Origin of the sequence: Streptomyces justiciae, assembly GCF_015163075.1 — a bacterium.
Classification (GTDB): Bacteria; Actinomycetota; Actinomycetes; order Streptomycetales; family Streptomycetaceae; genus Streptomyces; species Streptomyces justiciae.
Genome location: NZ_JADDXU010000029.1, coordinates 75,445 through 102,271, shown reverse-complemented (window position 1 = coordinate 102,271; position 26,827 = coordinate 75,445). Strand labels below are relative to the sequence as shown.

The following is a 26,827-nucleotide window of genomic DNA, read 5'->3' as shown; positions in this document are numbered from 1 at the left end:
CCCCCGCCCCCCCCCCCCCCCCCCCCCCCCCCCCCCCCCCCCCCACCCCCGCCCCCCCCCCCCCCCCCCCCCCCCCGGGGGGGGGGGGGGGGGGTGGCGTTCTCGGCGTCAGCCGTCGAGCCAGTCGCCCGCCACGCCCGTGGGGACGTATCCCATGGCGTTCCACAGGAAGTGCGGGTGCGCGCAGGCGAACATGTAGGCGAGCAGCGCTATGTCCTCGCGCCCGGTCCGCGGGTCGTGCAGGGCGTGGAACCTCTCCGATCCGACCACTCCGGCGTCCACTTGGACGGCACGGGCGCGGTCCGGGGACGGGTCGGCCATCGAGGCCTCGACACCGGCTATGTAGGTGCGGCGCAGGATCTCCCACGCGTTGTCGACGTCGCCGGACCAGGTGCCGTGCACGGCCTCGAATGCGTGCAGCTCGGCGTCGAACAGGGCCCAGGCCCGCGGGTGTTGGGTCTTGCAGCGTGCGGACAGCTCGGCGGCCCGGATACTCAGCGCCGGTACCGTCGCCCGCGGGGCCATGGTGAGCGTGGTGCCGTCGGTGAGGATGCCGGTGCACGGGTCGGGCTGCAGATCGCACAGCGGGCAGGCCTCGGCCGGCGGGAGGCCCTGGGTGATGCCGTCGAACCACAGGGCGTGGCGGCCGGTGAGCCCCATCCACACGATGGTCGTGGTCATCAGCCAGGTGTTCCACATCGGGTCGTGCGCCTCGGGCGTGCAGCCGTACTTGACGAGGGCGATCGCGCTGGCGCCGTAGAGGGCCTTGGTGTGGGTGGGCAGGTCTGCGAGCCAGAAGTTGCTGATCTCGCCGGTGAGGGCGTCGGCCCGGACGTCGGCCATGTCGTCGATGACGCGGCACAGCAGCAGCGAGGCGAGGTTCCCGTCCTGCCAGAGCTCGGTGTCCGGTGCGACGTGCCAGAACAGGCAGTCCATCATCTGCAGGGCCGAATAGGTGCTGTGGCTCAGCGGGTTGGACTGGGGGAGCGTGACGTCGCCCGTGCCGTGCTGCTGGAGCCAGTACTCGTCGACGGCGCGCTTGTGGGCCGCGAAGAGTCCGGCGACCAGGGCCCGTGCCGTGTTGGTGCTGAAGTTCTCGGCGAGGCGGTCCTCGACGAGTTGGGTGAGGCGGGTGGTGTCGATGGTGTCGATCACGCGTTTGTACTCGTGGAAGACGAGGATGTCGTCCTCGTAGCGGTGCCGGTGGCCGAGGTCGTGCTCCAGGTCGTTCATCTGCCGGGTCCAGGACCAGCCACCGGTCAGGACGCTGTCGAGCTCCCGGCGGTACGGCCAGGTCTTGACGGCGAGCGGACGGCCGGCGCTCTGCCGCCAGTCGTAGTCGTCCAGCGTGCGGACGGGGGGCGTGGGCAGCCGACCGCACAGCGCGCAGTCGCAGACGTCCGCCTGCTCCGCCTCGCGCGGTGGGGTGAGGGCCCGGGTGCGCCAGGCGCCTTCCAGCATCGTGCAGGTCAGCCGGCAGATCTCGGCGTCGGTGCCGACCTGGGGGAACGCCGCTTCTATCACGCGCAGACCGGCGTCCAGCTGCCGCAGCCGGGCGAGGCCCGCCTCGTCGGGAGGGAGGAAGGCGGGCCGCGCGAGGTGGAGGGCCCCCTCCAGCCGCAGCGCGGACCCGGGGTGGGGGGAGCGGAGCGCGTCCAGCCGTTGCTGGACGGAGCGTTGGGAATCGCGGTGCCGTGCGGTGATCCCCTTGGTGTGCTGCGTCAGGAGGCGGATCAGGGCGTCGCCCGCCTCCGTGGACTGGTGGTGGCCGGTGGGGGCGTCGGAGGGCAGGTCGGACGTGACGGCCTGAGGCATGTGGTTCCTTTCGGGAGACGGCGCGCAGAACCCCCCACCCCTGGGAGTGGGCGGTCCAGGGGGAGACCGCCCATGTACTCGAACTCGCCTTCGTGGTACGAAAGTTGAATCGAGAAGCGGAACGAGACTTCCCAGAGCGTAAATGATCTACACCGTGACCCGACCGTGATCTCCGTTACTGCTCAAGCCCCTTGAGCTGCGTATACTCGCGCGCCCCCGACGTACGTCAGCGCCACGCGCGTCGCCGCGATTTCCGCAGGCGGAACGTCGAACGGGTCGCGGTCCAGCACGACCAGGTCCGCCAGCGCCCCCGCGCGCACCTGCCCGGTGTCGTCGAGATGGTTCACATACGCCGAACCCGCCGTGTACGCCGTCAACGCCTCGGCGAGACCGATGCGTTCGGCCGGCAGGAACACCGGCGCGCCGTCCGCGTCGGGCGTGCGCCGGTTGACCGCGACATGGATGCCTTCCAGCGGATCGGGGCTGCTCACCGGCCAGTCACTGCCCGCCGCGAGCGTGGCGCCGGACCGCAGCAGCGCACCGAACGGGTACTGCCACGCGGCCCGTTCTGGCCCCAGGAAGGGGATGGTCAGCTCGTCCATCTGCGGCTCGTGCGCCGCCCACAGCGGCTGGATGTTGGCGGTGGCGCCGAGTCGGGCGAACCGCGGTACGTCGTCGGGGTGGACGACCTGAAGATGCGCCAGGTGGGGCCGCGTGTCGCTCCGTCCGTTCGCGGTGCGCGCGGCCTCGATCGCGTCCAGCGCGTCGCGTACGGCACGGTCGCCCAGGGCGTGGAAGTGGCACTGGAAACCGAGCGCGTCCAACTCGGTGACGTACTTGGGCAGTTGACCGGGATCGATGAAGCTGGTGCCGCGGTTGGCGGTGGCGCAGCCGCACCGGTCCAGGTATGGGTCGAGCAGCGCCGCCGTCCCGGTCTCGGCGACCCCGTCCAGCATCATCTTGACCGTGCCCGCCCGGAACCGGCCGTGGCTCAACGCGGCCCGCCTCGCGGCGAGTTCGGGGATCTGCTCGGCCCCTCGCTCCCGGTCCCACCACAGGGCGCCGACGACACGCGCGGTGAGCGAACCGTCCCGGGCCGCCGTCAGATACGCCTCCGCCGGGTCATCCATGCCGAGGAAGTCCCCGATGAGCGCGTCCTGCCAGGCCGTGATGCCGAGCGCGTGCAGATGGCGCTGGGCGTGCAGGAGGGCGGCCAGCCGGTCGGCCGGGGTGGCCGCGGGCGCGAGGCGTCCGACGAGCTGCATCGCCCCTTCCTGAAGGGTGCCGCTCGGCTCGCCCGAGCCTGACGCGTCCCGCTCGATCCGTCCGTCGGCAGGGTCGGGCGTGTCGCGCGTGATGCCGGCCAGTTCGAGGGCGCGGCTGTTGACCCAGGCGCCGTGATGGTCGCGGTTGGGCAGGTACACGGGCCGGTCGGGGACGACCGCGTCGAGTAGCTCCTTCGTCGGCGTGCCGCCCTCGAAGGCCTCCATGGACCAGCCGCCGCCGGTGATCCACACCCGCTCGGGATGCGCGTCGGCGTAGGCGCGTACGGCGGCGACGGTCTCCGCGGCGGTCTTCGTGCCGGTGAGGTCGCACTGCGTCAGTTCGAGGCCGGCCGGCACCGGGTGCACATGCGCGTCCTGGAAGCCCGGCAGCAGCAACCGCCCGGCGAGGTCGACCACTTCGGTCCGCGGCCCGCGCAGGTCCAGGACCTCGTCCCGTCCTACGGCGGTGACGCGGTCGCCGGTGACGGCCACCGCGGTCGCGGTGCGGCCCTCGGGGGTGAGGACGGGGCCGCCGGTGAAGAGCAGATCTGCGTACATGGTCCGTTTCCTGGGAGGTCGGGTGAAGTGCGTGGAGCGTCGGCGCGCCTCGAAGGGGCGCGGGATGCAGCGGACAGGCGGAGCGCTCAGTGGGGTGTCGGGAGCAGGCGAGGGGAGTCCGCGTCCGTGCCCTCGCCGGTGCGGAAGTAGGCCGACCCGCGCACCCACTTGGCCCACGCGGCGGCCGCGAAGCCGGACGCGATCATCGCCAGGGGAGTGCTGAGCAGGAACCAGCCGTTGTCCGCGCGGAGCGCGAAGTGATCGGTGGAGGTGTAGAAGGACCAGCCGAGATAGCCGCCGAGCCCGAGCAGGGCCAGCGCGCTGAGCGTCGGCAGCACCACGGCCCGTACGCCCTCCCGCCAGTCCTCGCGCAGCAGCGAACGGAAGCGCACGGCGGCCGCGAGGGCGGTCAGCGCGTACGACAGGGCCACCACGATGCCGATGGCGCTCACTGTCGCAATGATCATGTCCGCCAGGCGGGGAATGACGAGGGCGAGCAGTGCGACCCCGGCCGCCAGCGCGCCGATCAGCACGGTGCCGGCGGCGGGAGTGCCGTACCGGCGGCTGACCTTGGACCAGACCGGCCCGAGCGTACGGTCCCGGCTCATCGCGAACATCCCGCGCGCCGTCGGGATCACCCCGGCCTGGAGCGAGGCGACCGCCGAGAACATCAGCGCCACCAGCGGGAGCGCGGCCAGCGGCTGCGAGGCCAGCCGGTCGCCGAAGAACGCCAGGCCCTCCGCGCCGTGGCCCGCCAACTCCTGCTCGGACAAGACGCGTTGGAACGCGACCGAGCCGATGAGGAACAGGCCGAGCATCGTGAACAGCGTCGTCAGGCCCGCCCGGGAGGCGTCCCGGGGGTCGCGGACCTCCTCGGACACGCTGAACGCGGCCTCGAAACCCCAGTAGCAGAACACCGACAGCAGCAGCCCCTGGGCCAGCGCGGTCGCGGACGGGATCGCGAACGGGTCGAACCAGCTCCAGCTGAACGCGTGCGGGCCGGTGACGATGCCGTATCCGCAGAAGCCCAGCAGCACGACGTACTCGAAGACCAGCAGCCCGGCCTGGAGTCGTGCCGCCGTGCGCACGCCCGTGACGGCGGTCAGGGTGACCGCGGCGAGGACCACGACCCCGAGGAGTGTCGTCTGGGCCGTCGACCCGGGGTCCAGGGTCAGGCCGCCGAGCCGGTGCAGTCCGGCGTCCCCGGCCAGCTGGATCAGGGCCGAGCCGGTGACGGCCGTGGTGTAGGCGAGGAACGCCACCGTCGCGACGATGTTCATCCAGCCGACCAGGAAACCCAGCCAGGGGTTGAGCGAACGGCCCACCCACACATAGCCGTTGCCGGCGTTCGGCTCGACGCGGTTGAGCCGGGCGTAGGCGCCGGCGATGCCGAGGACCGGCAGGAACGCCAGCAGCATGATCGCCGGAAGATGCAGTCCGACGACCCCGGCCGTGACCCCGAGGCCGATGCCGATGCTGGTGGTCGCGGCCGTGCTGGAGGCGGCGATGGCGACGCCGTCCAGGACGCCGAGGGACTTGCGCAGCACCGGCTGCGCGGGAGACGCGTGGGGTGGTGTGTCGGGCATGGCCGGTTCTCCGCTCGCACCGGGGGGCCTGGTCGGCCCCGGTGAGGCGACATGAAACTGGCCGGGGGGTTAACAGGTCAACGGTGTTGTCATAAGGTGCGGCCATCGGACCCACGGAGGCACGCCATGACCGACCGCGTCGTCCCGCCCACCGCCCGGCAGCGCAGACGGCCCACCAAGCAGGGCATCGTCCTCTCTGAGGAGCTGATCGTCGAGACGGCCATGCGGCTGATCGAGGAGCACGGCGCCGAGGCCCTCTCGGTCCGCCGCCTCGGCCGCGCCCTCGGCGCCGACCCCAGCTCCCTCTACCGGTACTTCCGGCACACCGACGACCTGATGCTCGCCGTCGCCGACGAGCTCATCGGCCGCACCCTGCGCATCTGGCGGCCCACCGGCTACTGGCGCGCCGACCTGCGGGACCTGGGCCTGCGCATGCACGCCGGGGCGCTCGCCCACCCCCGGGCCGCGGTCCTCAGCTCGCACCGGGTGACCGGGCGCGACCACGAGATCCAGGCCGTGGAGACCATCATCGGAGTGCTGCGCGACGCGGGGTTCCCCGACGCCGAAGCGGTACGGATCTACCACGCCTTCGTCGACCAGGCCCTCGCCTTCGCCGCCCTCGACTCGGCGAGCACCGCCCTGCCCCGGCCGGCCCGGGAGGCGGAGGCGGCCGTGTGGCGGGCGACGTACGCCCGGCTGCCCGCCGACACCCACCCGCACATCGCCGCGACCGCCCGCCACCTCATGACGGACATGCCCCGCAGCTCCTACCCGATGGCCCTGGACCTGCTGCTGAGCGCGGCGGCGGCCCGGCTCGCGGAGATCCGGGACGGGACGGACACCTGACCGCGAGACTGTCCCTGACCGTTCCCGATGACCTCAGGAGGCCGACCGGCGATGGCGAACCCGCCCGCACGTCCCGCGAAACAGCGGAAGCTCGACACCCTGCACCGCCTGGAGCACGACGAGGACGTCTGGGTCGCGACGGCCGACGCCGCCGGCGGGCTGCCGTTCCTGACCCCGCTCTCCTTCCTCTGGGACGGCGCCACCCTGCTGCTCGCTACCCCGGCCAAGAGCCCCACCGGCCGCAATCTGCGCACGACCGGCCGCACCCGGCTCGGCATCGGACCGACCAGGGACGTCACGATGATCGAGGGCACCGTCGAGACGATCACCCTCGCCGAACTGTCCCAGGAGGAGGGCGACCGCTTCGCGGCGAAGACCGGCTTCGACCCCCGTCAACTCACCACCCTCTACGAGTACTTCAGGGTCCGCCCGGTCAGGGTCCAGGCCTGGCGCGAGGCCGACGAACTCGTCGGACGGGAGCTGATGCGGGACGGGGAGTGGCTGGTCGCCGACTGAACCGGGCGGACCGGGATATCCGTGAGGTACAGGGCCGCGGGGCACGAACGCCCCGCGCCCCGGACCGTACGGAGGAGACATGGCACTGGTGAAAGCGGGCATCGTGGTGCTCGACTGCGCCGAGCCGGAGAAGCTCGCCGGGTTCTACAAGGAACTGCTGGACGGCGAGGAGACGGACGCGACCGCCAACCGCGTCGAGATCAGGGGCTCGGAGGGGATGCGGCTGGCGTTCCGCCGGGACATGAACGCCACCCCGCCGAGCTGGCCGCGCCCCGAGAACGCCCTGCAGGCCCATCTCGACTTCGTCGTAGACGACTTGGACGAGGCGGAGCGCAGGGTGATCGGGCTGGGCGGGCGCCCGCTGGAGACGAAGGACGCCTCGGGCCCGTTCGAGGAGCGCGGCTACGCCGACCCGGCGGGCCACTCCTTCACCCTGCGCCGCGTCACGCCCACGGCACCGAAACAGGGCTGACGGCGCGTCAGTCCCGCACCGAAACAGGGCTGACGCCGCGTCAGTCCCGGCCGCCCTCGTCGGCGGTGGGCCAGACGCCGGTGGACCGCTCGATGGCCTTCGCGCCCGTGCGGTCCACCGCGCTGCGCACCACCGCGAAGATCGCGCCCTGCACCGCCGCCGCGAGCAGGATCTCGCCCCAAGTGCGGTCCCGGTCCAGGGCGTCGGGCGCGTCGTCCTCGTGCCGGATCACCTTCCACGTCTTGCGGAACGCGATCCCGGCCAGCGCCCCGCTCGACCAGCCCAGCACGAAACCGAGGGGCTTGTAGGCGAGGGGGAGCTTCAGCTTCTTCTTCTTGTTCTTCTTGGCCATCGTCTCTCCTCCGACTTCGTCTGCCGTCCCTACGCCGGTGCGGGCCGGCCCTGCGCTGCCACTTGCTCGTCCGGGGGCGGTGGCCCCGGCGGTGTCCCGTCGCCGAACGGCCTGCCGACCAGCTCCTCGCGGTGGTGCGCGGTCAGCCAGCCCGACAGATCCGGTCCGAGCGGCACGATCCGGGTCGGGTTGATGCCGGTGTGCACCTGGTAGTAGTGCCGCTTGATGTGGTCGAAGTCGACGGTGTCACCGAAGCCCGGCGTCTGGTAGAGGTCACGGACGTACCCCCACAGCACCTCGTTCTCGGCCAGCTTCCAGCGGTTGCACTTGAAGTGGCCGTGATAGACGGCGTCGAAACGCACCAGCGTGGTGAACAGCCGGATGTCCGCCTCGGTGAGGGTGTCGCCGACGAGATAGCGCTGCCGGGCGAGCCGGGGCGTCAGCAGCTCCAGCCGCCGGAACACCGCCGAGCAGGCGGCCTCGTACTCCGCCTGCTCGGTGGCGAAACCCGCCCGGTACACGCCGTTGTTGACGTCCTCGTAGACGTCCGCCATCACCGCGTCGATCTCGTCGCGCAGCGCCATCGGATACAGGTCGGGGGCGCCGTCCCGGTGCAGGGCGCGCCACTCCGTGGCGAGGTCGAGGGTGATCTGCTGGTAGTCGTTGGTGACCAGCTTCCCGCTGGGTACGTCCACGATCGCGGGCACGCTCACCCCGCCCGGGTAGTCGGTCTCCCGCCGGTCGTAGGCCTCACTCAGGTACCGGATGCCGAGGACCGGGTCGCGGCCGTCGGGGTCGAGGGTGAACCGCCAGCTGCGGTCGTCCTGGATCGGGTCGGCCACCGCCAGCGACAGGGCGCCCTCCAGGCCCAGCAGCCGCCGGGAGACCAGGGCCCGGCTCGCCCAGGGGCAGGCCCGGCTGACCACCAGACGGTAGCGGCCGGGCTCCACCGGCCAGCCGTCGCGGCCGTCCGCGGTGATCCGGTCCGTGAAATGGGCCTTGGACCGCTGGAACGTCCGGTTCCCGTACGCGCTGTTGCCTCCGTCCGAGCCAGTCATGCCGCCTCCCTGCCGTGCCCTGTCGCCGTGCGGGTGTCCCATGACCGCGTTCCCCGATTTCGGCGTGTGAGCCCCGTCAGTCGGGGCAGTCGGCGAAGGTGAGCGGGACATCTTCGAACACGACCTCGAACGCATCCCTGAACACACGGCACAAGGCATCACCGCAGGCCCCGGCGCGGGAGGCCGAGGGCCACAAGGCGGACCGCAGAACGCGGGTCACCGTCCTGGTGGCGCTCACCGCCAACCTGGTCATCGCCGTCGCGAAGGCCGTCGGCGGTCTGGTCGCGCACTCCCCGGCCCTGCTGTCGGAGGCCGCGCACTCGGTCGCCGACAGCCTCAACGAGGTCTTCCTCCTGGCCGCCCTGCGCCGCAGCCGCCGCCCCGCCGACCGACGGCACCCCTTCGGCTACGGCAAGGAACGGTTCTTCTGGTCGCTCCTCGCCGCCGTGGGGATCTTCGTCATGGGCGGCTGCTTCTCGTTCTTCCAGGGCTTCGAGGCGCTGCGCAACGGAGCCGAGGAGAAGCTCAGCGGCTACGTCGCCGGGCTCGTCGTCCTCGGTGTCGCCTTCGTCGCCGAGGGCGCGTCGCTGGTGCGGGCGCTCTACCAGACGCACCGGCAGGGCGGCACGGGCGACGGCCTGCGCGACCCGGCGCTGCGCACGGTCGTCGCCGAGGACGGCACGGCGGTGCTGGGCGTCAGCCTGGCCATGGCCGGCATGGCCCTGCACATGGTCACCGGGCAGGTCGTGTGGGAGGCGTCCGCGTCGCTGGCGATCGGGGCGCTGCTCGTCTACGTCGCCTACCGGCTCGGCCGTGAGGCGCGCGACCAGCTGATCGGGGAGGCCGTCGACGCGGAGACGAGCGGGCGGATCCGGGCGCTGCTCCAGGAGCAGCCCGAGATCGACAGCGTGGAGGCGCTGTTCACGATGAAGACGGGACTGGAATCGGTCCTGGTGGCGGCGCGCGTCGACCTCGTGCCGGGGATGGACAGCGAGCGGGTCGAGGAGGTCGCCGTACGCATCAAGCGGCATGTCGCCGACACCTTCACCGAGGCCGACCAGATCTTCCTCGACATCACCGACCGGCCCGCGCGCGAGGCACGAGAAAGCCCCGCCGCGACGGGGGAGCGCGGCGGGGCCTGAGGCTCTGGTGCCCGGCCGACGGGGCTTCATGCACCCCGTCCCAGAATTTTTCGAGAGATCTTTTTCCGGGGCCGGTCGGTCAGCTCGGCGGGGCCGGTCGGTCAGCTCTCCGTGGACGGTTCCAGCACGAAGACCGGGATCTCGCGGTCCGTCTTCTTCTGGTAGTCCGCGTACGGGGGATACGCCGCCACGGCCCGCTCCCACCACTCGGCCTTCTCCGCGCCGGTGACCTCGCGCGCGATCATGTCGCCCTTCTCGGGTCCGTCCTGGAGCTCCACGCGGGGGTCGGCCTTGATGTTGTGGTACCAGACCGGGTGCGTGGGCGCGCCGCCCTGCGAGGCGACCACGGCGTACCGGCCCTCGTGCTCGACCCGCATCAGCGGCGTCTTGCGGATCTTGCCGCTCTTGGCGCCCAGGGTCGTCAGCAGGATCACGGGCATCCCGGTGTCCATCAGGGTCGTCCCCTCGGTACCGCCGGAGCTCTCGTACAGCTCCACCTGCTCGCGCACCCAGGCGGTCGGGCTGGGTTCGTACTGACCCTCGAGAGGCATGGCATCCGTCCCATCGTCGTCGTGTCCTGCGGCTGACTGCCACCACCCACAACACCGGAGCGCGGCGGATTCATCCACCCCGCCATGACCTCGGGGGTAATCGCGTCGCCCGTGTCTCGCGGGGCACAGTGGCAACCGCCGAAGGGGAGGAGTACGAGTACCCATGACCACCACCATCGAGACCATGACCCGCGCGGTGATCGCGGAACTGCTGCGGCGCATCGGCCAGGGCGACCCGGAGCGGATCGCCGAGCTGTACGCCGAACACGCCGACTGGAAACTGGACTGGCCCGAGGACGAGCACGGTCGCGCCGCGACCCCGTGGATCCGGCACCGGGCGACCCGCGAGGACGCCGCCGCCCACTACCGCGAACTGGCCGCGCACCACGTCCCCGGGCAGGCGGACACCCGGATCGAACGCATCCTGGTGGACGGCGCCGACGCGGTGGTCCTCGGCGAGATCCGGCAGACGGCACGGGCGACCGGGCGCCCCTATCGCGCCAGGTTCGCCCTGCACCTGACCATCGAGGACGACCTGATCGTCCGACACCACGTGTACGAGGACAGCCTCACGGTCGCCAGAGCCTTCGCCCCGTGAGCGGCCGGGGCCAGGGCCTTGTCCCTGACGGGCGCCGGGGCCAGGACCTTCGCCCGGACCATCGCCCCTGACCGGCCCGGGCCCGCGTCCTCGCCCCTGACTGGCCGTCGCCCGGGCGTTCGCGTCCTGAGCGGCCATGGCCCGGGTCCTAGCCTCTGACCGGGGCCGCCGCCCGGGTCCTAGCCCCTAACTGCGGCCGCCGCCCGGGTCCTAGCCCCTGACCGGGCCGCCGACTGGGTTCTCGGCCCTAACCGGCCGCGGCCCGGCCTGCACCCCCGACCAGGCGCGGCGCGAATTCGCGCCCCCTGACCGCCGCCCTGACCACCCGCTTCACCCCATCATCCGCACCGCCAGCGCCACGATCACCGCGCTCGACGCCAGTGCCGTCGCCAGCCGCCCCCGTCGGCCGGTCAGCGTTCGGCCGAGCAGGGCGCCGCCGCCGGCCAGCAGTACCTGCCAGCTCGCGGACGCGGCGAAGGCGGCCAGGACGAACACGCCCTGTTCCAGTGGCCGGACGGGGTCCGCGGTCCGGGTGCCGAGCACCAGGGCCACGAAGTAGATCACGGTGGTCGGGTTGAGCAGGGTGATCCCTAGGAGCGTCAGGAAGGCCCGGGCGGGGCTCGGGGGCGGAGGCTCGGTGCGGGTGCCGGGGTGGCGGCCGCGGTAGTGGCGTACGGCGACGACCGCGCCGCGGACCGCCAGCGCGAGCAGCAGCAGCGCCGACGCCCAGCGCAGCGGCCCGAGCACCGGACGCAGCGCGGCGGCCAGGGCGGTGCCCCCGACCGTGGCCACCAGGGCGTACAACCCGTCGGCGGCCGCGACGCCGAGCGCGGCGCAGACACCGGTGCGCAGGGACGTCCGGGCGGTGAGCGAGACGAGATAGGTCGCGACCGCGCCTACGGGCATGGCGATGCCGTAGCCCGCGAGCAGGCCCGCGACGAACGCCCCGGTCACGAGGTGGGAGGTGTCAGTCCCTCCGGGCGGCCGGTCTGCTGCTGGAACCGCACCGGCGTGGCGGCGGCGGTCAGCGGCAGAAGGGCGCGGTTCGTCGTAGACATGGCGGGATTCTGCGGCGGGGCCGCTCCCGCCCACAACCGGTTTTCGTCCGAGCCCGGCCGAAGCGGCCGACCCCCGGTTTTCGATTCCGAGCGAGCATCCCCGGCCAACCTCCCTGCGCCACCGATCTGGCCGAACTTCTCGTCGCCGCATAGATGCCCCGGGCATCTAATGAAGATCTGTCCGATGCCGCGACCGACATCGGGCACGAAGCTCACTTCGTCTGCGAGGTCTTCCATGACGGCAACGCCCCCCACGCAAACGGAACCCGTCGCCTTCCCGCAGGACCGCACCTGTCCCTACCACCCGCCCACCGCCTACGCCCCCCTGCGCGACGGCCGCCCGCTGGCCCGCGTCTCCCTCTATGACGGACGACCGGCCTGGCTGGTGACGGGGCACGCCCTCGCGCGCGCCCTCCTCGCCGACCCGCGCCTGTCGACCGACCGCACCCACCCGGACTTCCCCGCGCCCACGGAACGCTTCGCGGCGGTACGCAACCGGAGGGTGGCGCTGCTCGGCGTAGACGACCCGAAGCACCACACGCAGCGGCGCATGATGGTGCCCAGCTTCACCCTGCGCCGGGCCGCCGAACTGCGGCCGCGGATCCAGCGGATCGTCGACGAGCGGCTCGACGCGATGGTCGCACAGGGCCCGCCCGCCGAGCTGGTGAGCGCCTTCGCGCTGCCGGTCCCCTCGATGGTGATCTGCGCCCTGCTCGGCGTGCCGTACGCCGACCACGAGTTCTTCGAGGGGCAGTCGCGCCGGCTGCTGCGCGGCCCGAGGGCCTCCGACACCCAGGACGCACGCGATCAACTGGACGCCTACTTCGAGGAGTTGATCGACCGGAAGCTGAAGCAGGAGCGGCCCGGCGACGGCGTGCTGGACGAACTCGTCCACGACCGGCTGCGCACCGGGGAGTTGGACCGCGCCGAGGTCATCTCCTTCGCCACCATCCTGCTGGTCGCCGGACACGAGACGACCGCCAACATGATCTCCCTCGGCACCTTCACCCTGCTCCAACACCCCGATCGGCTGGCCGAGTTGCGTGCACGGCCCGAGCTGCTGCCCGCCGCGGTCGAGGAGCTGATGCGCATGCTCTCGATCGCCGACGGGCTGCTCCGGCTGGCCACCGAGGACATCGAGGCGGGCGGCGAGACGATCCGGGCGGGCGACGGAGTGGTCTTCTCGACCTCGGTCATCAACCGTGACGAGGACGTCTACCCCGCCCCCGACACCCTGGACTGGCACCGCTCCGCCCGCCACCACGTCGGCTTCGGCTTCGGCATCCACCAGTGCCTCGGCCAGAACCTGGCCCGCGCCGAGATGGAGATCGCCCTGCGCACCCTCTTCACCCGGCTGCCCGCACTCCGGCTCGCCGCCCCCGCGGACGAGATCCCCTTCAAGCCCGGCGACACGATCCAGGGGATGCTGGAACTCCCCGTGACCTGGTAAGAGGCTCGAGGCCATGCACATCGACATCGACAAGGACGTCTGCATCGGCGCCGGCCAGTGCGCCCTGGCCGCCCCGGCCGTGTTCACCCAGGACGACGACGGATTCAGCACGCTGCTGCCCGACCGCGAGGACGGCGCCGGGGACCCGATGGTCCGCGAGGCGGCCCGGGCCTGCCCCGTGGGGGCCATCACCGTGACATAGCCGGCCGATCGTCACAGGGCCGCGGCCCGCAACAGCAGCCGCGCCGCCTCGCGCGCCTCCCGCGCGGGTGCGGTGCTCCCCGTGATCCCCGCCGTCACCATCGCCCCCTCGGCGAGCAGGAACAGCTGCCCGGCCAACGCGCCGGGCAGTCCCGCGTCCGCCACCAGGCCGTCGAGGTACTGCCGGAACGCCCCTTTGTGCGCCTGGACTTGGGCCGTGACCCGGGCCGAGGTCGCGCCCAGCTCGCCGTACGAATTGATCCACGCGCACCCGCGGAAACCGTCCTCGCCGAACCACGACTCCAGCCAGTCGAAGACGGCGAGAATCCGCTCCTCGGGGTCCGTGCTCCCCTCGACGTGCTCGGCGAGCCGCCCGCGCCAGAGGACGTCGCGGCGTTCCAGGTAGGCCTCCACCAACTGCTCCTTCGCGGGGAAGAGTTGGTAGAGCCGCTTGAGCGAGACGCCGGACGCGCCACGGATGTCGTCCATGCCGACGGACTGGATGCCGCGGCCGTAGAACAGCTCCTCCGCGGCGTCCAGTGCCTGCTCCCGGGCGGTCGCGCTGTCCATGAGGGCCACTCCTCGACGATGACTGACGTTCCTTGACGCGAGAACGTGCGTTCTCCTACGGTAGCAGCAGCGTGGAGAACGCACGTTCTCCCTTTCTGGTCACGGAGGATGACATGACCGACCGCCCGCCCCTGCCGCCGTTCACCCGCGAGACCGCCGCCCGGAAGGTGCAGGCCGCCGAGGACGCCTGGAACACCCGCGACCCGCACAAGGTGGCGCTCGCGTACTCCGAGGACTCGGTGTGGCGCAACCGCGACACCTTCGTCACCGGCCGGGACGAGATCGTCGCGTTCCTCACCGCGAAGTGGGCGCGCGAGCAGGAGTACGCCCTGCGCAAGGACCTGTGGGCGTTCGACGGCAACCGCATCGCCGTCCGCTTCCAGTACGAGTCCCTCGACACCGACGGGCAGTGGTGGCGCAGTTACGGCAACGAGCTCTGGGAGTTCGACGAGCACGGCCTGATGACCCGGCGCGAGGCCAGCATCAACGACGTCGCGATCGAGGAGAAGGAGCGCCGCATCTTCGGCCCGCGCCCCGAAGCCGAGCACGGGCGGTCCTTCCCCCTTCAGTAGGGTTCCGGAGTGACCGAACAGGTTCAGAAACCCTTCCTCTACGTCGTCGTCTGCGCCGCCGGCATCGCCGCCGACGTCAGCGAACTCATCACCGCCGCCCAGGAGCGGAACTGGGAGGTCGGAGTCATCGCCACCCCCGTCGCGATGAACGGGTTCTTCGACACCGCCGCCGTGGAGGCGCGGACCGGCCGCCCGATCCGCTCCGCCTGGCGCACCCCGGGCGACCCGCGCCCCTTCCCGCCGCCGGACGCCGTCGTGGTCGCGCCCGCCACGTTCAACACCGTCAACAAATGGGCGGCCGGCCTCGCCGACACCCTCGCGGTGGCGACCCTGTGCGAGGCGTACGGCCTCGGTGTCCCCATAGCCGTACTGCCTTGTGTGGCCGACGCGTTGGCCGCCCACCCCGCCTACCAGGACAGCCTGATACGACTGCGGGGGATGGGCGTGCGGTTCGGCCCGCCGTTCGCGGGCGGGCCGGGCACGGAGTTCGGCTGGGAACAGGCCCTGGACCTGCTCGGACGGTGACCCCCTGAGGGGCGCGACCGGACACCGTACGCTCCCCTTCGTAACCACTCGGAAGGCAGGAGCAGCAACGATGCAGTACGTGAAGCTCGGTTCGACGGGCCTGGACGTGTCGCGGATCTGTCTGGGGTGCATGACCTACGGCCTGCCCGACCGCGGCGTGCACGAGTGGACCCTCGACGAGGAGGCGTCCCGGCCGCTGATCCGGCAGGCGCTGGACGCGGGCATCAACTTCTTCGACACGGCGAACGTGTACTCCGACGGCACCAGCGAGGAGATCGTCGGCAAGGCGCTGAATGACTTCGCCGACCGCGACGAGATCGTCCTCGCCACCAAGGTGCACGGCCGGATGCGCTCCGGACCCAACGGCGGCGGACTGTCCCGCAAGGCGATCATGACCGAGATCGACCACAGCCTGAGCCGCCTCGGCACCGACTACGTCGACCTCTACCAGATCCACCGCTACGACCCGCACACCCCGGTCGAGGAGACGATGGAGGCCCTGCACGACCTGGTCAAGGCCGGCAAGGTCCGCTATCTCGGGGCCAGTTCGATGTACGCGTGGCAGTTCTCCAAGATGCAGTACACGGCGGAGAGGCACGGCTGGACGAAGTTCGTCTCCATGCAGAACCACTACAACCTCCTCTACCGCGAGGAGGAGCGCGAGATGCTCCCGCTCTGCGCCGACCAGGGCGTCAGCGCGCTGCCCTGGAGCCCGCTCGCCCGGGGCCGGCTGACCCGGGACTGGGGCACGGTCACCGACCGCAGCGCGGGCGACAACTTCGGCAACCGCCTCTACCAGGAGGGCGACCGCACCATCGTCGAGGCGGTCACCCGCATCGCCGGCGACCGCGGCGTCCCCCGCGCCCAGGTGGCGCTGGCCTGGCTGCTCCACCAGGACACGGTGGCGGCCCCCATCGTGGGCGCGGCCAAGCCCCACCACATCGAGGACGCGGTGGCGGCGGTCGAACTCGCCCTCAGCGAGAAGGAGATCGAGGCGCTGGAGCAGCCGTACACCGCCCGGCCGATCGTCGGCCACTGACACCGCTACTCAGTGCGGCCCCTGCGGTGCGAACTCCGTCCCACAGGGGCCCGCGCCCTCGCTCTCCTGCAGTTCGACGCGCTCTCCCCGCATCGACATCGTCCGGTAGTACGCCCCGATCCGTTCGGCGGAAGCCCCCACGTAGTGCCCGATGAACGAGCGCCGGAACCGCGACGCGCTCCGGTTCGGCTGCGAGCCGTGCACCACACTGCCGTTGAAGAACAGGACGTCCCCCGGCGCCATGTCCACCGGCACCGCCGCGAGCCCCGCCGGCGGCGGCACGTACTCCCGGGCGAACGACACCCCTTCGTCCGCCTCCTCCGGGCAGAACAGGTCCATCCGGTGCGTACCGGGAACGACCTCCAGGCCACCGTTCTCCCGGTCGATCACATCGCACGCCACCCACGCCGCGACGCACGTCCCCGGCTCGACCCGCAGATAGAAGTTGTCCTGGTGCAGCGCCTGCCCGCGCGCCCCCGGCGGCTTGAAGTAGAACATGCTCTGCGCGGCCAGCACTTCCTCGCCGAGCAGCGCTTCCAGGACACCCCGCAGCCGCGCGTCGAGCAGCATCCGCCGGGCGAGCGCGTTGATCTCGTGCGGCTGCATCACCCGCGGCCACACCGCCAGCGGGTCGTCCCCGGGCCGCGGCTCGAAGTGCCCGCGCACCGGCCCGGCCGCGTGCAGCGCCGTGAACTCGGCGCACAGCCGGTCGATCTCGTCCGCCCCGAACAGCCCGCGGACGACGATGAACCCGTCCTCCTCGAACTGCCGCACGCGGTCGGCGGCTTCCTTGTCCAGCACTGTCATGCGTCCACTCCTCGGTCGGTGCTCTTCCGCGTGTCACGCTAGGTGGGAGGCGACTTCAGGAGGATGCCCGTGACCGCTGACGGACTGCCCGGGACTGCTGCCCCGGGCGTACCCGCGCCGCCCGCGGGCCTGGTCGTGCTCGGCCGCTACGACGAGGCGCCGGGCTACTTCGTCAACCGGCCGCAGGGCTCGGACAGTTGGCTGTTCACCTGGACCGCGGCCGGCGGCGGAGAACTGCGCCACGGCTCGGCGGCGACCCGGGCCGGGGCCGGCGACCTCGTCGCCCTCGCGCCCGGCTCCCCGCACGGCTACGGCGTCGCGCCGGACGCCCCGCACTGGCGGTTCTGGTGGGTGCACTGCCAGGCCCGCCCCTCCTGGCTGCCGTGGCTGCGCCCGTACGACCGCGGCGACGGCCTGTACGTCGTCACCCCGACCCCGGCCGCACTGCGCGCCCGCGTCGAGTCGGCGTTCCACCGGATGCGCACGGACGCCCGCCGGCCCCCCGGCGCCGAGGAACCGGCGCCGGGACGCGAGGCCCCGGACGACCGCATCGCCGTAGCGCACGACACCGTCGCCCGGGAACTCGCCCTGTGCGCACTGGAGGAGGTGATCCTGCTGACGGCCGGGGCCGCTCGCCGGCGTCCCCCGGCACCCGGCCTCGACCCCCGCATCGCCCACGTCCAGGAACTCATCGCCGCCGACCCCGGCGCGCCCCACACCGTCGACTCGCTCGCCGCGCGTGTCGCGCTGTCGCCCTCCCGGCTGGCGCACCTGTTCACGCGGCAGGTGGGCCAGTCGCCGATGCGCGCCCTGCGCGAGGCGAGGCTGCGGCACGCCGCGCGGCTGCTGGAGGCCACCGACCTGCCCGTGGAACGGGTGGCCACGGCGTCGGGGTTCGTGAGCCCCTTCCATTTCCACCGCGTCTTCCGCGAGCGTTTCGGCATGCCGCCCGGCGCGTACCGGTCCGGCGGGCCAATGGTTGGGGCGTGATGCGCGCGAGCCCGTCCGATACGGGATGGAGTGGCAGTTCAATGGTTTGCCGCAGGAAAGTCATTCACTAACGCCCGGGCTATTGACCCAACGTCAAAAACACGTGGTGCGCACGTAATGCACAAAACAGCGGGCTCTCTTGTTACATCTCGCTCACCTGTGGAAAGGTGGGGCCCTGTCGGCGCCCGGACAAGGTCCCCGCTCCGTGCGCGACCCCTCCCGTACGCCCCCCACGCTTCACAAGAGCTGTCGTCGGCGGGACCACATACCCATTGGTATGGACTTTCTTGTGTATGCCCCCGAGAGGAATGCCGCCGTGAAAGACGCAGGCCTGCCGAATTCCACCGCCCCGGCCCGCCTCTTCGACGTGACGGACGCACAACTCAGTGCGGAGCTGAAGAAGTGGACGGGAACGGCACCCGCCCTTCACCCCGTCGGTGAACTCCTCGACCGGCACTGGGAAGCGGCTTTCACCTATGCCCGGCTGTGCACCGACGGACCGCGTTCCGCCGGAATGCTCACCACCGCCGCATTCACCCGGCTCTTCGGAGAATCCCTGCGGCACAACGGGCCGACGGCCGCCTGGCGCCCGCAGATCCTCGTCACCGTGCGACGCATCGCCGCCGAATGGGACACCGACCGCCGACGCGAACAACTCCACCCCGAACTGCGCTCCGAGACCGTCGACGGGGAGCGGGCCTCGGCCCGGCTGCTGCCGCCCGCCGACCGGCGGCTGCTGTCCGGCGCGTTCCAGCGGCTGCCCCAGTCCGCCCGCGCGCTGCTGTGGCACAGCGAGGTCGAGGGCGAGCCGCTGGAGATACCGGGCGCCCTGCTGGGCCTGGACGAGGAGGACGTCCGCGTCGAACTGGGCCGGGCCCGCGAGCGGTTGCGCGAGGAGTGCCTCCAGGTCCACCGCGAACTCGCGCCCGAGCAGGAGTGCCGCAGCTTCCTGCGGATGCTCGACGTCACCTACCGGCGCGGCGGCATCGACGTCGACCCCGACCTGCGCGCCCACCTGGACCGCTGCAAGCACTGCCGGCACACCGCCGACCAGCTGAACCAGTTCAACGACCAGGGCCTCGGTGTCGCCCTCGCCGAGGCCGTCCTCGGCTGGGGCGGGCGCGCCTACGCGGAGACCCGGGCCGCCCAGGAGGCGGCGGACGCACCGGCGCCGGCCGAGGAGACCGCGGCCCACACCATCGCCGGCGAGCCCTTCTTCGACGCGCCGTCTCTTCCCCGTACCGCCCCCTCCGTCCCCGCTCCGCCTGCCGGAGCCGGCGCGCCGGCGCGAAGAAGCCGCAGACGGCACTCGGCGAAGAAGGCCGCCGCCCGCCGCCGCAACCTCACCGCCGCCGTGGCCACCGCCAGTGCCCTCGTCGTCCTCCCGCTGGTCCTGTGGGCCGTCGGCAACGGCGACGACACCGCCCCGGCCGCGGGCGCCCGCGCCTCCGACACGCCCGGCACCGGCACCGACCACTCCACCACCGACCCGACCTGGGTCGACGCCGGCCAGGAGGGGCAGGGCACCCTGAGCGGCCGGATCCACAACGTCGACTCCGGGCTCTGCGTCGCCGTCGTCGGCAAGAAGGCCGTCAAGGGCGCCGAGACCGAGGTCACCGACTGCTCCTCGGACGCCGCGCAGCAGTGGACGTACGAGACCGACGGACTGCTGCGCAGCGCCGCCGACCCGGAGCTCTGCCTCGACTCCCATCTCGGCTACTCGGTGCAGCTGGCCCCGTGCACCGGCACCGCGAAGGCCGAGAACAAGGACGTCCGGTACGACTTCACGATGCGCGGCAACCTGGTGCCGCGCTGGGACCAGGACCTGGCCCTCACCCCCGCCGCCACCGACGGCACCGGCGCCCTGGTCCTGAAGTCCCGCGAGGACGAGACGGCCAGCCAGCGCTGGGTGTTCGACACCTCGAAGGCCGACCTCCAGATGGAGTGGGTCAACTGGGGTGCGATGGCCGAGCCGACCCCGACCCCGACGCCGACCCCTACGCCCACCCCGAAGAAGGCGACCCCGACGCCGACGCCGTCCGCGACGCCGTCGACCGCGGCGCCGACCCCCAGCAGCGCGTATCCGAGCGACGTGCCCTGCTACTACACGTACTCCTGCAACTGGGACGGCCAGTACGGCGGCGGGTACGGAGGCTACGGGGGCTACGGCGGGTACGGGGGCGGCGGCCGGCGCTGACTCCGGCGCCGCTCAGGCCCCGATCAGCTGGATCGAACCCCACAGGGCGAGCGTGGCCGGCACCAGCGCGGCCGGGACGGCGAGCAGACCGAGGCGGGTGAACTCGCCGAGCCCGACATGCTGACCGTCGCGCTGCACGATCCGCCGCCACAGCAGCGTCGCCAGCGAACCGGCGTACGTCAGGTTCGGGCCGATGTTGACGCCGATCAGCACCGCGAGCACCGCACCGGGCCCGGCCGCCGCGGTGAGCGGCAGCAGCACCAGCACCGCGGGCAGGTTGTTGATCAGGTTCGCCAGCACCGCGGCCAGCACGGCGATCCCGAGCAGCGCCACCACCCCGGACCCGTCCGGGATCACGTGGCGCAGGGCGTCGGCGAGCCCGTTGTCGACGACCGCGCGCACCACCACGCCGAGCGCGAGCACGAACGCCAGGAACCCCGGCGCGGCGGCCTTCACCACGGTGAGCGGCGTGGCCCGCCGCCGCACCAGCGCCCGGCCGGCCAGCACCAGCGCGCCCACCAGCGCCACCCACGCCGGTTCGACGCCGACGGCGGACGCCACCACGAACCCGGCGAGCGTGCAGCCGACGGTGACGAGCGCGAACACGGGCAGCTCGGGCGCCGCACCGGTGTCGGGAGCGGCGACGGCGGCCTTGAGGTCGTCCGCGAAGAAGCGCCGGAACACCAGGTACTCGGCGCCGATCGCGATCAGCCAGGGCAGCGCCATGAGGGCCGCGAACCGGGTGAAGCTGAGCCCGCTCGCCTCGAAGGCCAGCAGGTTGGTGAGGTTGGACACCGGCAGCAGCAGGGACGCGGTGTTCGACAGGTGCGCGCAGGCGTAGAGATGCGGCCTGGCCCGTACGCCGCTACGGGCGGCGGTGGCCAGCACGACCGGCGTGAGCAGCACCACGGTGGCGTCCAGGCTGAGGACCGCCGTGATCGCCGACGCGAGCACGAACACCGAGGTGAGCAGGGTGCCGGGGCGGCCGGCGGCCCGGCGGGACATCCAGGCGCCGCACGCCCGGAAGAGCCCCTCGACGTCACAGAAGTGGGCGAGCACGAGCACCGCGGCGAGAAAGCCGACCACCGGTCCGAGCCGTTCGGCCTCGGCCCAGGCGTGTTCCGGCGAGATCGCTCCGGTGGCGATCGCGAGCCCGGCCGCCGGGACCGCCAGCACCGCCTCCGGCAGACCGCGTGGACGGATCACGGCCCAGGCGAGTACGGCGACGAGCAGCGCTATGGACAGGACTTCGGCGAGCGGGGTGTTCAGGGGGGTTCCTTCGGGGCGTGATCGAGCCGTACCCGCCCATGAAACCAGGTGAAAGTAAGAGTCCTCTTCGACGGGTCAGGCGCCGGGGCCCTGGTCGAACACCGTCAGGAAGACCGTGGACTCGTTGCCGGAGACCGGCACCTCTCCCGCCGACCACGACACCTTCAGCGGCTCCCGCTCGTCCGGCGGCGTCACCAGCAGGGCGTCGGGGTTGGCGGTGCGGGCGCCGCTGATCTTCGGGTTGGCGAAGGTGATGCCCGACCAGGCGCTGCGGCCCGGCGCCAGTCGCACGGTGGTGGGTGTGCCGGGGGAGCGCTGGGGGTCCGGGCCCAGCTGTTTGCCGGCGGCGTCGACGAAGGCGGCGCCCGGATAGCCGTGGATGGTGCAGGTCCGCGAGGAGGTGTTCGTGAGGATCACGGGGAAGTTCTCCTGCCCGGCCCCCGGGTCGTTGCGGCCGAGGACGGCCTCCAGCTCGGAGGTGTGGCAGCGGGCGCTCGCGGCCGGGCTCGCGGTGGGCGGCGAAGAGGGGGTGGGCGAGGTCGGGCCGGCGCTCGGCGGCACCGAGGGCGTCGCCGAGGTCACGCCGCTGGTGGCCGGCGCGGCGGTGCCGGGCAGCGTGGAGGGCGCGGTCGCGGCCTCGCCCGCGCCGCCACTGCCACCGCCGCAGGCGGTCAGCAGGCTCAGGGCGGCGGCCGCGCCCGCGAGCAGGGCCGCCCGGTGCACGGACCGGTACGTGTTCACCATGTCGTCTCACTCCTCGTACGGCGCGTTGTGGCCCCGTCATGAGAGTCCGATGCGCCCACGGCCGGAAAAGTTCGCGCGCTCAGCCCTCGACCCGCACCGAACCGAGGACGTCCCTCGCCGCCGGACCGCCGTCGTCCGTCCTGATCTGCACGTACACCTGCGGCTGCCCGCCCCCGTCCGGGGGCGTGAGCCCGGCCTCGACGACCGAGCCGCCGCCGGGGCAGTCGCTCCAGGTGCGGACCCTGCCGTGCCACACGGCCAGGGTGTGGTCGCGGGCGCCGTCGTAGTGGCACTGGGGATGGGCGAGGTCGTTGACCACGGTCGTGATGTCACCGTGTTCCAGTACCCCGACGAAGACGCCGTTGACGCCCGCGCCGAGGTCCTGCCACCTCGTCAGGTCGTCGGCGACGGCGAACCCCGGTTCATGTCCGGCGCGCAGACCGAGGACGGCCGGGTCCCACCCAGCGGCGCGCACCTGACCGGCCCAGGCGGCGGGCACGTCGGCCGACACCCGCCCCGTCGCGTCGGCGATCCGCCGGTCGACGGGCGCGGAGCCGTGCGGCCACAGCGCGAAGGCCGTGCCGATCAGGATCGCCGTCACCGCCGGCCCGGCGAGGAGGGCGGGCCGGCGTCGGGGCCGCCGGTCCGCCGCCAGCCGTTCCAGCTCCGCCGCGAACGCCCGCGCGTCGGGCCAGCGCCGCGCGCGGTCCGGGCGCAGGGCGCGCAGCAGGGCCCGCCGGACGCCGGGGTCCAGGCCCGGACGCAGCCGGTCGGGGCGTACGACCTTGCCGGGTGCGGCCGGTACCGCCCCGGTGATCAGGTGGTAGCCGACCGCGCCCAGGCTGTAGACGTCGGCACGCGCGTCGATGCCGGTGCCCGGCTCGGCCTGCTCGGGCGGCCGGTACCCTGCCGAACCGGCGGCCAGCGTCAGCCCGGACGCCTCGGCCAGGATCTTGGCCAGCCCGAGGTCGGCCAGCAGCACCTGCCGGCTGCCGTCCGGGCCGGTGCGCAACAGCAGGTTGGACGGCTTGATGTCCCGGTGCACGATCCCGGCCTCGTGCAGCGCGGCGGCCCCGAGCGCCGCCGACGCCGTCAGCCGCAGCGCCTCGTCGACGGGGAGCGGGCCGTCGTCGAGGAGGTCGGCGAGGGTGCCGCCGTCGGCGTACTCCATCACGAAGTACGGTCTGCCGTCCGGGAGTTCACCGATGTCGTGGACCTGCACCACACGCCGCGACGCGGCCCGGCGCAGCAACCGCGCCTCGGACAGGAAGCGTTCGCGGACGTCGAGCCGGTGCGACCAGTTGTCGGCGAGCACCTTCACGGCCACCGGCGCGTCGAGCGTGTCGTCGTGCGCGAGCCACACCGTCCCGAACGCGCCGGTTCCCAGGCGCCGTTGGACCCGGTAGCGGCCGATCCGCTCGACGGAGTGCATACGACTATCATGCCTGCCGCAGCGACCACACCGAGGGGAGCCGTCGTGCCGGACCAGCCCCCGATCGAGGACCTCGCCCGGCGCGCGGCCGCCGGTGACGGGGACGCTCTCGACGCACTGCTCGCGGCGATCCGCCCCGAGGTCGTCCGGCGCTGCGGCCGTTTCCTGCCCTGCCGCGAGGACGCGGAGGAGGCCGCCCAGGACGTGCTGCTCCAAGTCGCCCGCAAGATCGGCACGTTCGAGGGGCGCAGCCGCTTCGGCACCTGGCTCTACACCGTGGTGGCCAACTGCTGCCGGCAGAAGTACCGCGAACTCAAACGGCGCTCCGCCGAACAGCCGGCCCCGACGGTCGACGACCTCCGCGCCGACCCGCGCACCACCAGTGTCATCGCCGGTTCGCGGATCGACCTGCTGGAGGCGCTGGACCGGCTGGAGCGCGAACACCCGCTGCTGGTCGAGCCGTTGGTGTACCGGGACATCTGCCGGCTGGAGTACGCGGAGGCCGCCGAACGCGTCGGCATCCCGCTGGGCACCTTCAAGTCCCGGCTGCACGAGGCACGTCGACAGATCAGACCCTGGCTCGCCGAGACGCCGTGACCGCCTACTCCTCCTCGATCAGCCCGATCTCCGCCCAGATCGTCTTGCCGTCGGCCGTGTGCCGGCTGCCCCAGCGCTGGGTGAGCTGGGCGACCAGCAGCAGGCCCCGGCCGCCCTCGTCCCAGGTCTTGGCGCGGCGCAGATGCGGGGCCGTGTGGCTGGTGTCGGACACCTCGCAGATCAGCGTGGTCGCGTCGTGGATCAGCCGGAGCCGGATGGGGTGGGCGCCGTACCGGATGGCGTTGGTGACGAGTTCGCTGACCACCAGTTCCGCGGTGAACGACGCCTCCGACATGTCCCAGGTGCCGAGCTGGTCGACGACCTGCTTGCGGATCGGGGCGACGAGCGAGGGGTCGGCGGGGATGTGCCAGGTCGCCACCTGGGAGGAGGGCAGTCCCCGGGTGCGGGCCAGCAGCAGGGCCACGTCGTCGGTGGAGCCGCCGGCCGGCAGGAGGGTGTGCAGGACCCGGTCGCAGGTCTCCTCGAGCGAGTCGGAGAACGCGGCCAGCGCCTGGCTCAGCAGCTCGTGCCCGGCGTCGACGTCACGCTCCGCGGACTCGACCAGCCCGTCCGTGTAGAACGCCAGCACCGAGCCCTCGCGCAGCTCCAGCTCGGCCGACTCGAAGGGCAGTCCGCCCACGCCCAGCGGCGGCCCGGACGGCAGGTCGAGCTGCTCGGGCGTGCCGCCCGGCGGGATCAGCATCGGCGGGGGATGTCCGGCCCGGGCCAGCGTGCAACGCCGTGACACCGGGTCGTACACCGCGTACACGCAGGTCGCCCCGACCTCGCCCGGACTGCCCTCGGCACCGGCCTCCGCGGACAGTCGTACGACGAGGTCGTCGAGGTGGGTGAGGAGCTCGTCCGGGGCCAGGTCGATGTCGGCGAGGGTGCGCACGGCGGTGCGCAGCCGGCCCATGGTGGCCGAGGCCTGGATGCCGTGGCCGACGACGTCGCCGACGACCATCGCGACCCGCATCCCGGACAACGGGATCACGTCGAACCAGTCGCCGCCCACCCCGGCCCGCGCGGCCGGCAGATACCGGGAGGCCGCCGCCACGGCCGCGGTGCGCGGCAGCGAGCGGGGCAGCAGGCTGCGCTGGAGGGCGAGCGCGGTCTCCCGCTCGCGGGAGAACCGGCGGGCGTTGTCGATGCAGACGGCCGCGCGGGCCGTGACCTCCTCGGCCAGCAGCACGTCGTCCGGCGTGAACGGGTCGGGCCGCCGGAACCGGGTCAGCACCGCGACCCCGAGGGTGAGGCCGCGGGCCTGGATCGGCACCGACATCGTGGAGTGGATGCCGAACTGCCGGACGGCCTCGCCACGCGCCTTGTTCCAGTTCAGCCACTCGTCCAGCTGCCCGGAGGCGATGGTGGCGACGATCGTACGGCCCGCCACCAGCGAGTCCGCCTGCGGAGAGGAGGCCGGGTACACCTCGACCTGGCCCGGCTTGGCCACCGCCTCCGGGGTGCCCGGGTTGACCGACTGGTGGGCGGCCCGGCGCAGGCTGATCGGGGTGACGACCGGCGCGAGCGGGTCGCCGTTCTCCTGCGGGTCCAGCAGGTCGACGCTGACGAAGTCGGCGAGCGCGGGCACGCACACGTCGGCGAGCTCCTGAGCCGTCCGGGTGACGTCGAGGGTGCTGCCGATGCGGACGCTCGCCTCGTTGACCAGCTGGAGGCGTTCGCGGGCGAGGTAGTTCTCGGTGAAGTCGTGCGCCGCCAGACAGACGCCCCGCACCCGGCCCTCGCGGTCGGTGACCGGGGCCATCCGGGCCAGCCAGGCGTGCGCCAGCGACTCGCCGCCGGTGCGCATGTAGGTCTGGACGTCCTCGGCCCGGCCGGAGGTGAGCACGCGCAGCAGATGCCCCTCCAGCTCCGCGCTCTGCGGCTTGCCGCCGATCTCCGACAGCCGCAGGCCCCGGATGCGGTCCTCCGGCAGCCCTATCACCTCGGCCATGGCGGCATTGAGATGGCTCAGCCGCAGCCGCTCGTCGTAGACCGCGACGGCGCACGGCGACTGCACGAGCGCCGCCGTGGCGAGCGGGTCGTCGGCGGAGCTGGGTTCGCCGGCCTCCAGCGGGGTGACCACGAGCCAGTGGCCCGGCGTGCCGTCGTCGGAGGGGCGGTGGTGGGCGAGCAGCCACACGGACACGGTGCCGCCGTCGCGGTGGCGGAGCGTGACCGTACCGTCCCAGCGCGCGCCGACCGGGGCGTAGGCCGCCCCCGCGCCGTCGCCGACCAGCAGGTTCTCGGCGGGACGGCCCACGACGTCGGCGGCCGGGTGCCCGAGCAGCCGCTCCGCGCCGCCGTTCCACTCCACGACCGTGCCCCGCTCGTCGATGACAGCCCGTGCCGTCGCGGCATCGTCGAACGGGTAGTCCGGGCTCATCGTCGCCACTCCATTGCGCACACTCACAGTGAACAAGCGCGTCACTTGAGTTCCAGCCTAGTGCGTCAGGCCCGCGTGCGGACGGGAACCCCCTCAGGCGCCCCACGGCGAGGACGCCCCGGGTCAAGGGGGAAATCCGGCCGATGTGGCCGGTGGGACGGTCATGCGTCTCCGCACCCTTGACGGTCCAGTGTGGCACCGCGTCAGAATCTGTGTGTTCACGATCAGTTG

26 protein-coding genes are annotated in these 26,827 nt (G+C 72.6%); 13 read left to right on the top strand and 13 right to left on the bottom strand.

The genetic code is table 11. From position 1 onward, the window contains the following. Positions 1-108: 108 nt before the first annotated feature. From IQ210_RS44415 to IQ210_RS44405, 3 genes are all read right to left on the bottom strand, one after another. Complete coding sequence (locus IQ210_RS44415) at positions 109-1,815, bottom strand: hypothetical protein (RefSeq protein WP_228049558.1); 1,707 nt, start codon at positions 1,813-1,815, stop codon at positions 109-111. 182 nt (positions 1,816-1,997) lie between these two features. Next, on the bottom strand, positions 1,998-3,638 hold the full coding sequence (locus tag IQ210_RS44410) for an amidohydrolase (protein ID WP_194084945.1): 1,641 nt from the start codon (positions 3,636-3,638) through the stop codon (positions 1,998-2,000). Between the two features lie 86 nt (positions 3,639-3,724). Beyond that, positions 3,725-5,224 carry an APC family permease gene (locus IQ210_RS44405; RefSeq protein WP_194084943.1) on the bottom strand — a complete coding sequence of 500 codons (1,500 nt, stop codon included), beginning with the start codon at positions 5,222-5,224 and terminating at the stop codon, positions 3,725-3,727. A 126-nt stretch (positions 5,225-5,350) separates the two neighbouring features. On the opposite strand from IQ210_RS44405, the gene IQ210_RS44400 reads away from it, so the two are divergent. From IQ210_RS44400 to IQ210_RS44390, 3 genes are all read left to right on the top strand, one after another. Beyond that, positions 5,351-6,070: a TetR/AcrR family transcriptional regulator gene (locus IQ210_RS44400; RefSeq protein WP_194084941.1), complete on the top strand. Its 720-nt coding sequence runs from the start codon at positions 5,351-5,353 to the stop codon at positions 6,068-6,070. 51 nt (positions 6,071-6,121) lie between these two features. Beyond that, positions 6,122-6,586: a pyridoxamine 5'-phosphate oxidase family protein gene (locus tag IQ210_RS44395; RefSeq protein ID WP_194084939.1), complete on the top strand. Its 465-nt coding sequence runs from the start codon at positions 6,122-6,124 to the stop codon at positions 6,584-6,586. Between the two features lie 79 nt (positions 6,587-6,665). Next, the gene (locus tag IQ210_RS44390; RefSeq protein ID WP_194084938.1) at positions 6,666-7,058 is read left to right on the top strand and encodes a VOC family protein; all 393 of its coding nucleotides are present in this window, start codon (positions 6,666-6,668) and stop codon (positions 7,056-7,058) included. A gap of 40 nt (positions 7,059-7,098) precedes the next feature. Here IQ210_RS44390 and IQ210_RS44385 read toward each other — a convergent pair whose 3' ends face one another. Further along, on the bottom strand, positions 7,099-7,410 hold the full coding sequence (locus IQ210_RS44385; RefSeq protein WP_194084936.1) for a DUF4235 domain-containing protein: 312 nt from the start codon (positions 7,408-7,410) through the stop codon (positions 7,099-7,101). Between the two features lie 29 nt (positions 7,411-7,439). Further along, the gene (locus IQ210_RS44380; protein ID WP_194084935.1) at positions 7,440-8,468 is read right to left on the bottom strand and encodes a glutathione S-transferase family protein; all 1,029 of its coding nucleotides are present in this window, start codon (positions 8,466-8,468) and stop codon (positions 7,440-7,442) included. Between the two features lie 227 nt (positions 8,469-8,695). On the opposite strand from IQ210_RS44380, the gene IQ210_RS44375 reads away from it, so the two are divergent. Further along, the gene (locus IQ210_RS44375; RefSeq protein ID WP_390897472.1) at positions 8,696-9,610 is read left to right on the top strand and encodes a cation diffusion facilitator family transporter; all 915 of its coding nucleotides are present in this window, start codon (positions 8,696-8,698) and stop codon (positions 9,608-9,610) included. Between the two features lie 101 nt (positions 9,611-9,711). Here IQ210_RS44375 and IQ210_RS44370 read toward each other — a convergent pair whose 3' ends face one another. Next, positions 9,712-10,161, bottom strand: a complete 450-nt coding sequence (locus tag IQ210_RS44370) for a nitroreductase family deazaflavin-dependent oxidoreductase (RefSeq protein ID WP_194084931.1) — start codon at positions 10,159-10,161, stop codon at positions 9,712-9,714. A gap of 163 nt (positions 10,162-10,324) precedes the next feature. Between IQ210_RS44370 and IQ210_RS44365 the strand changes: the two genes are divergently transcribed. Then, on the top strand, positions 10,325-10,759 hold the full coding sequence (locus IQ210_RS44365; protein WP_194084930.1) for a nuclear transport factor 2 family protein: 435 nt from the start codon (positions 10,325-10,327) through the stop codon (positions 10,757-10,759). 330 nt (positions 10,760-11,089) lie between these two features. On the opposite strand, the gene IQ210_RS44360 is transcribed toward IQ210_RS44365, so the two are convergent. Then, the gene (locus IQ210_RS44360; protein ID WP_194084928.1) at positions 11,090-11,713 is read right to left on the bottom strand and encodes a LysE family transporter; all 624 of its coding nucleotides are present in this window, start codon (positions 11,711-11,713) and stop codon (positions 11,090-11,092) included. A 339-nt stretch (positions 11,714-12,052) separates the two neighbouring features. Here IQ210_RS44360 and IQ210_RS44355 point away from each other — a divergent pair, with 339 nt between their 5' ends. After that, entirely contained in the window at positions 12,053-13,267 is a 1,215-nt protein-coding gene (locus IQ210_RS44355) for a cytochrome P450 (RefSeq protein WP_194084927.1), read from the top strand. A 13-nt stretch (positions 13,268-13,280) separates the two neighbouring features. After that, the gene (locus tag IQ210_RS44350) at positions 13,281-13,469 is read left to right on the top strand and encodes a ferredoxin (protein ID WP_194084925.1); all 189 of its coding nucleotides are present in this window, start codon (positions 13,281-13,283) and stop codon (positions 13,467-13,469) included. Positions 13,470-13,480: 11 nt separating this feature from the next. Here IQ210_RS44350 and IQ210_RS44345 read toward each other — a convergent pair whose 3' ends face one another. Next, the gene (locus tag IQ210_RS44345; protein ID WP_194084924.1) at positions 13,481-14,038 is read right to left on the bottom strand and encodes a TetR/AcrR family transcriptional regulator; all 558 of its coding nucleotides are present in this window, start codon (positions 14,036-14,038) and stop codon (positions 13,481-13,483) included. A 113-nt stretch (positions 14,039-14,151) separates the two neighbouring features. On the opposite strand from IQ210_RS44345, the gene IQ210_RS44340 reads away from it, so the two are divergent. The 3 genes from IQ210_RS44340 to IQ210_RS44330 all read left to right on the top strand — a co-directional run bounded on the left by IQ210_RS44340 (position 14,152) and on the right by IQ210_RS44330 (position 16,174). Then, positions 14,152-14,610, top strand: a complete 459-nt coding sequence (locus tag IQ210_RS44340) for a nuclear transport factor 2 family protein (protein WP_194084922.1) — start codon at positions 14,152-14,154, stop codon at positions 14,608-14,610. Positions 14,611-14,619: 9 nt separating this feature from the next. Further along, positions 14,620-15,135 (top strand): flavoprotein, encoded by a 516-nt coding sequence (locus IQ210_RS44335; RefSeq protein WP_194084920.1) that lies wholly within the window; start codon positions 14,620-14,622, stop codon positions 15,133-15,135. Between the two features lie 70 nt (positions 15,136-15,205). After that, positions 15,206-16,174, top strand: coding sequence for an aldo/keto reductase (locus tag IQ210_RS44330; RefSeq protein ID WP_194084919.1), 969 nt, complete (start codon positions 15,206-15,208; stop codon positions 16,172-16,174). Positions 16,175-16,183: 9 nt separating this feature from the next. Here the strand turns inward: IQ210_RS44330 and IQ210_RS44325 are convergent, their stop codons facing one another. Beyond that, a complete protein-coding gene (locus IQ210_RS44325; protein ID WP_194084918.1) occupies positions 16,184-16,981 on the bottom strand; it encodes a phytanoyl-CoA dioxygenase family protein in 798 nt (265 codons plus the stop codon). Positions 16,982-17,044: 63 nt separating this feature from the next. On the opposite strand from IQ210_RS44325, the gene IQ210_RS44320 reads away from it, so the two are divergent. Beyond that, the gene (locus IQ210_RS44320) at positions 17,045-17,971 is read left to right on the top strand and encodes a helix-turn-helix domain-containing protein (RefSeq protein WP_194084917.1); all 927 of its coding nucleotides are present in this window, start codon (positions 17,045-17,047) and stop codon (positions 17,969-17,971) included. Between the two features lie 316 nt (positions 17,972-18,287). Beyond that, positions 18,288-20,168 carry a ricin-type beta-trefoil lectin domain protein gene (locus IQ210_RS44315; RefSeq protein WP_322658386.1) on the top strand — a complete coding sequence of 627 codons (1,881 nt, stop codon included), beginning with the start codon at positions 18,288-18,290 and terminating at the stop codon, positions 20,166-20,168. 12 nt (positions 20,169-20,180) lie between these two features. Here the strand turns inward: IQ210_RS44315 and IQ210_RS44310 are convergent, their stop codons facing one another. The 3 genes from IQ210_RS44310 to IQ210_RS44300 form a co-directional block, all read right to left on the bottom strand. Continuing rightward, a complete protein-coding gene (locus tag IQ210_RS44310) occupies positions 20,181-21,437 on the bottom strand; it encodes an arsenic transporter (protein ID WP_194084949.1) in 1,257 nt (418 codons plus the stop codon). 75 nt (positions 21,438-21,512) lie between these two features. Next, positions 21,513-22,181: a DUF4232 domain-containing protein gene (locus tag IQ210_RS44305; protein WP_194084915.1), complete on the bottom strand. Its 669-nt coding sequence runs from the start codon at positions 22,179-22,181 to the stop codon at positions 21,513-21,515. A gap of 79 nt (positions 22,182-22,260) precedes the next feature. Then, complete coding sequence (locus tag IQ210_RS44300) at positions 22,261-23,613, bottom strand: serine/threonine-protein kinase (protein WP_194084914.1); 1,353 nt, start codon at positions 23,611-23,613, stop codon at positions 22,261-22,263. Positions 23,614-23,658: 45 nt separating this feature from the next. Between IQ210_RS44300 and IQ210_RS44295 the strand changes: the two genes are divergently transcribed. Then, positions 23,659-24,210, top strand: coding sequence for an RNA polymerase sigma factor (locus IQ210_RS44295; RefSeq protein ID WP_322658384.1), 552 nt, complete (start codon positions 23,659-23,661; stop codon positions 24,208-24,210). A 4-nt stretch (positions 24,211-24,214) separates the two neighbouring features. On the opposite strand, the gene IQ210_RS44290 is transcribed toward IQ210_RS44295, so the two are convergent. Continuing rightward, complete coding sequence (locus IQ210_RS44290) at positions 24,215-26,596, bottom strand: SpoIIE family protein phosphatase (RefSeq protein ID WP_194084912.1); 2,382 nt, start codon at positions 26,594-26,596, stop codon at positions 24,215-24,217. Positions 26,597-26,827 lie beyond the last annotated feature (231 nt).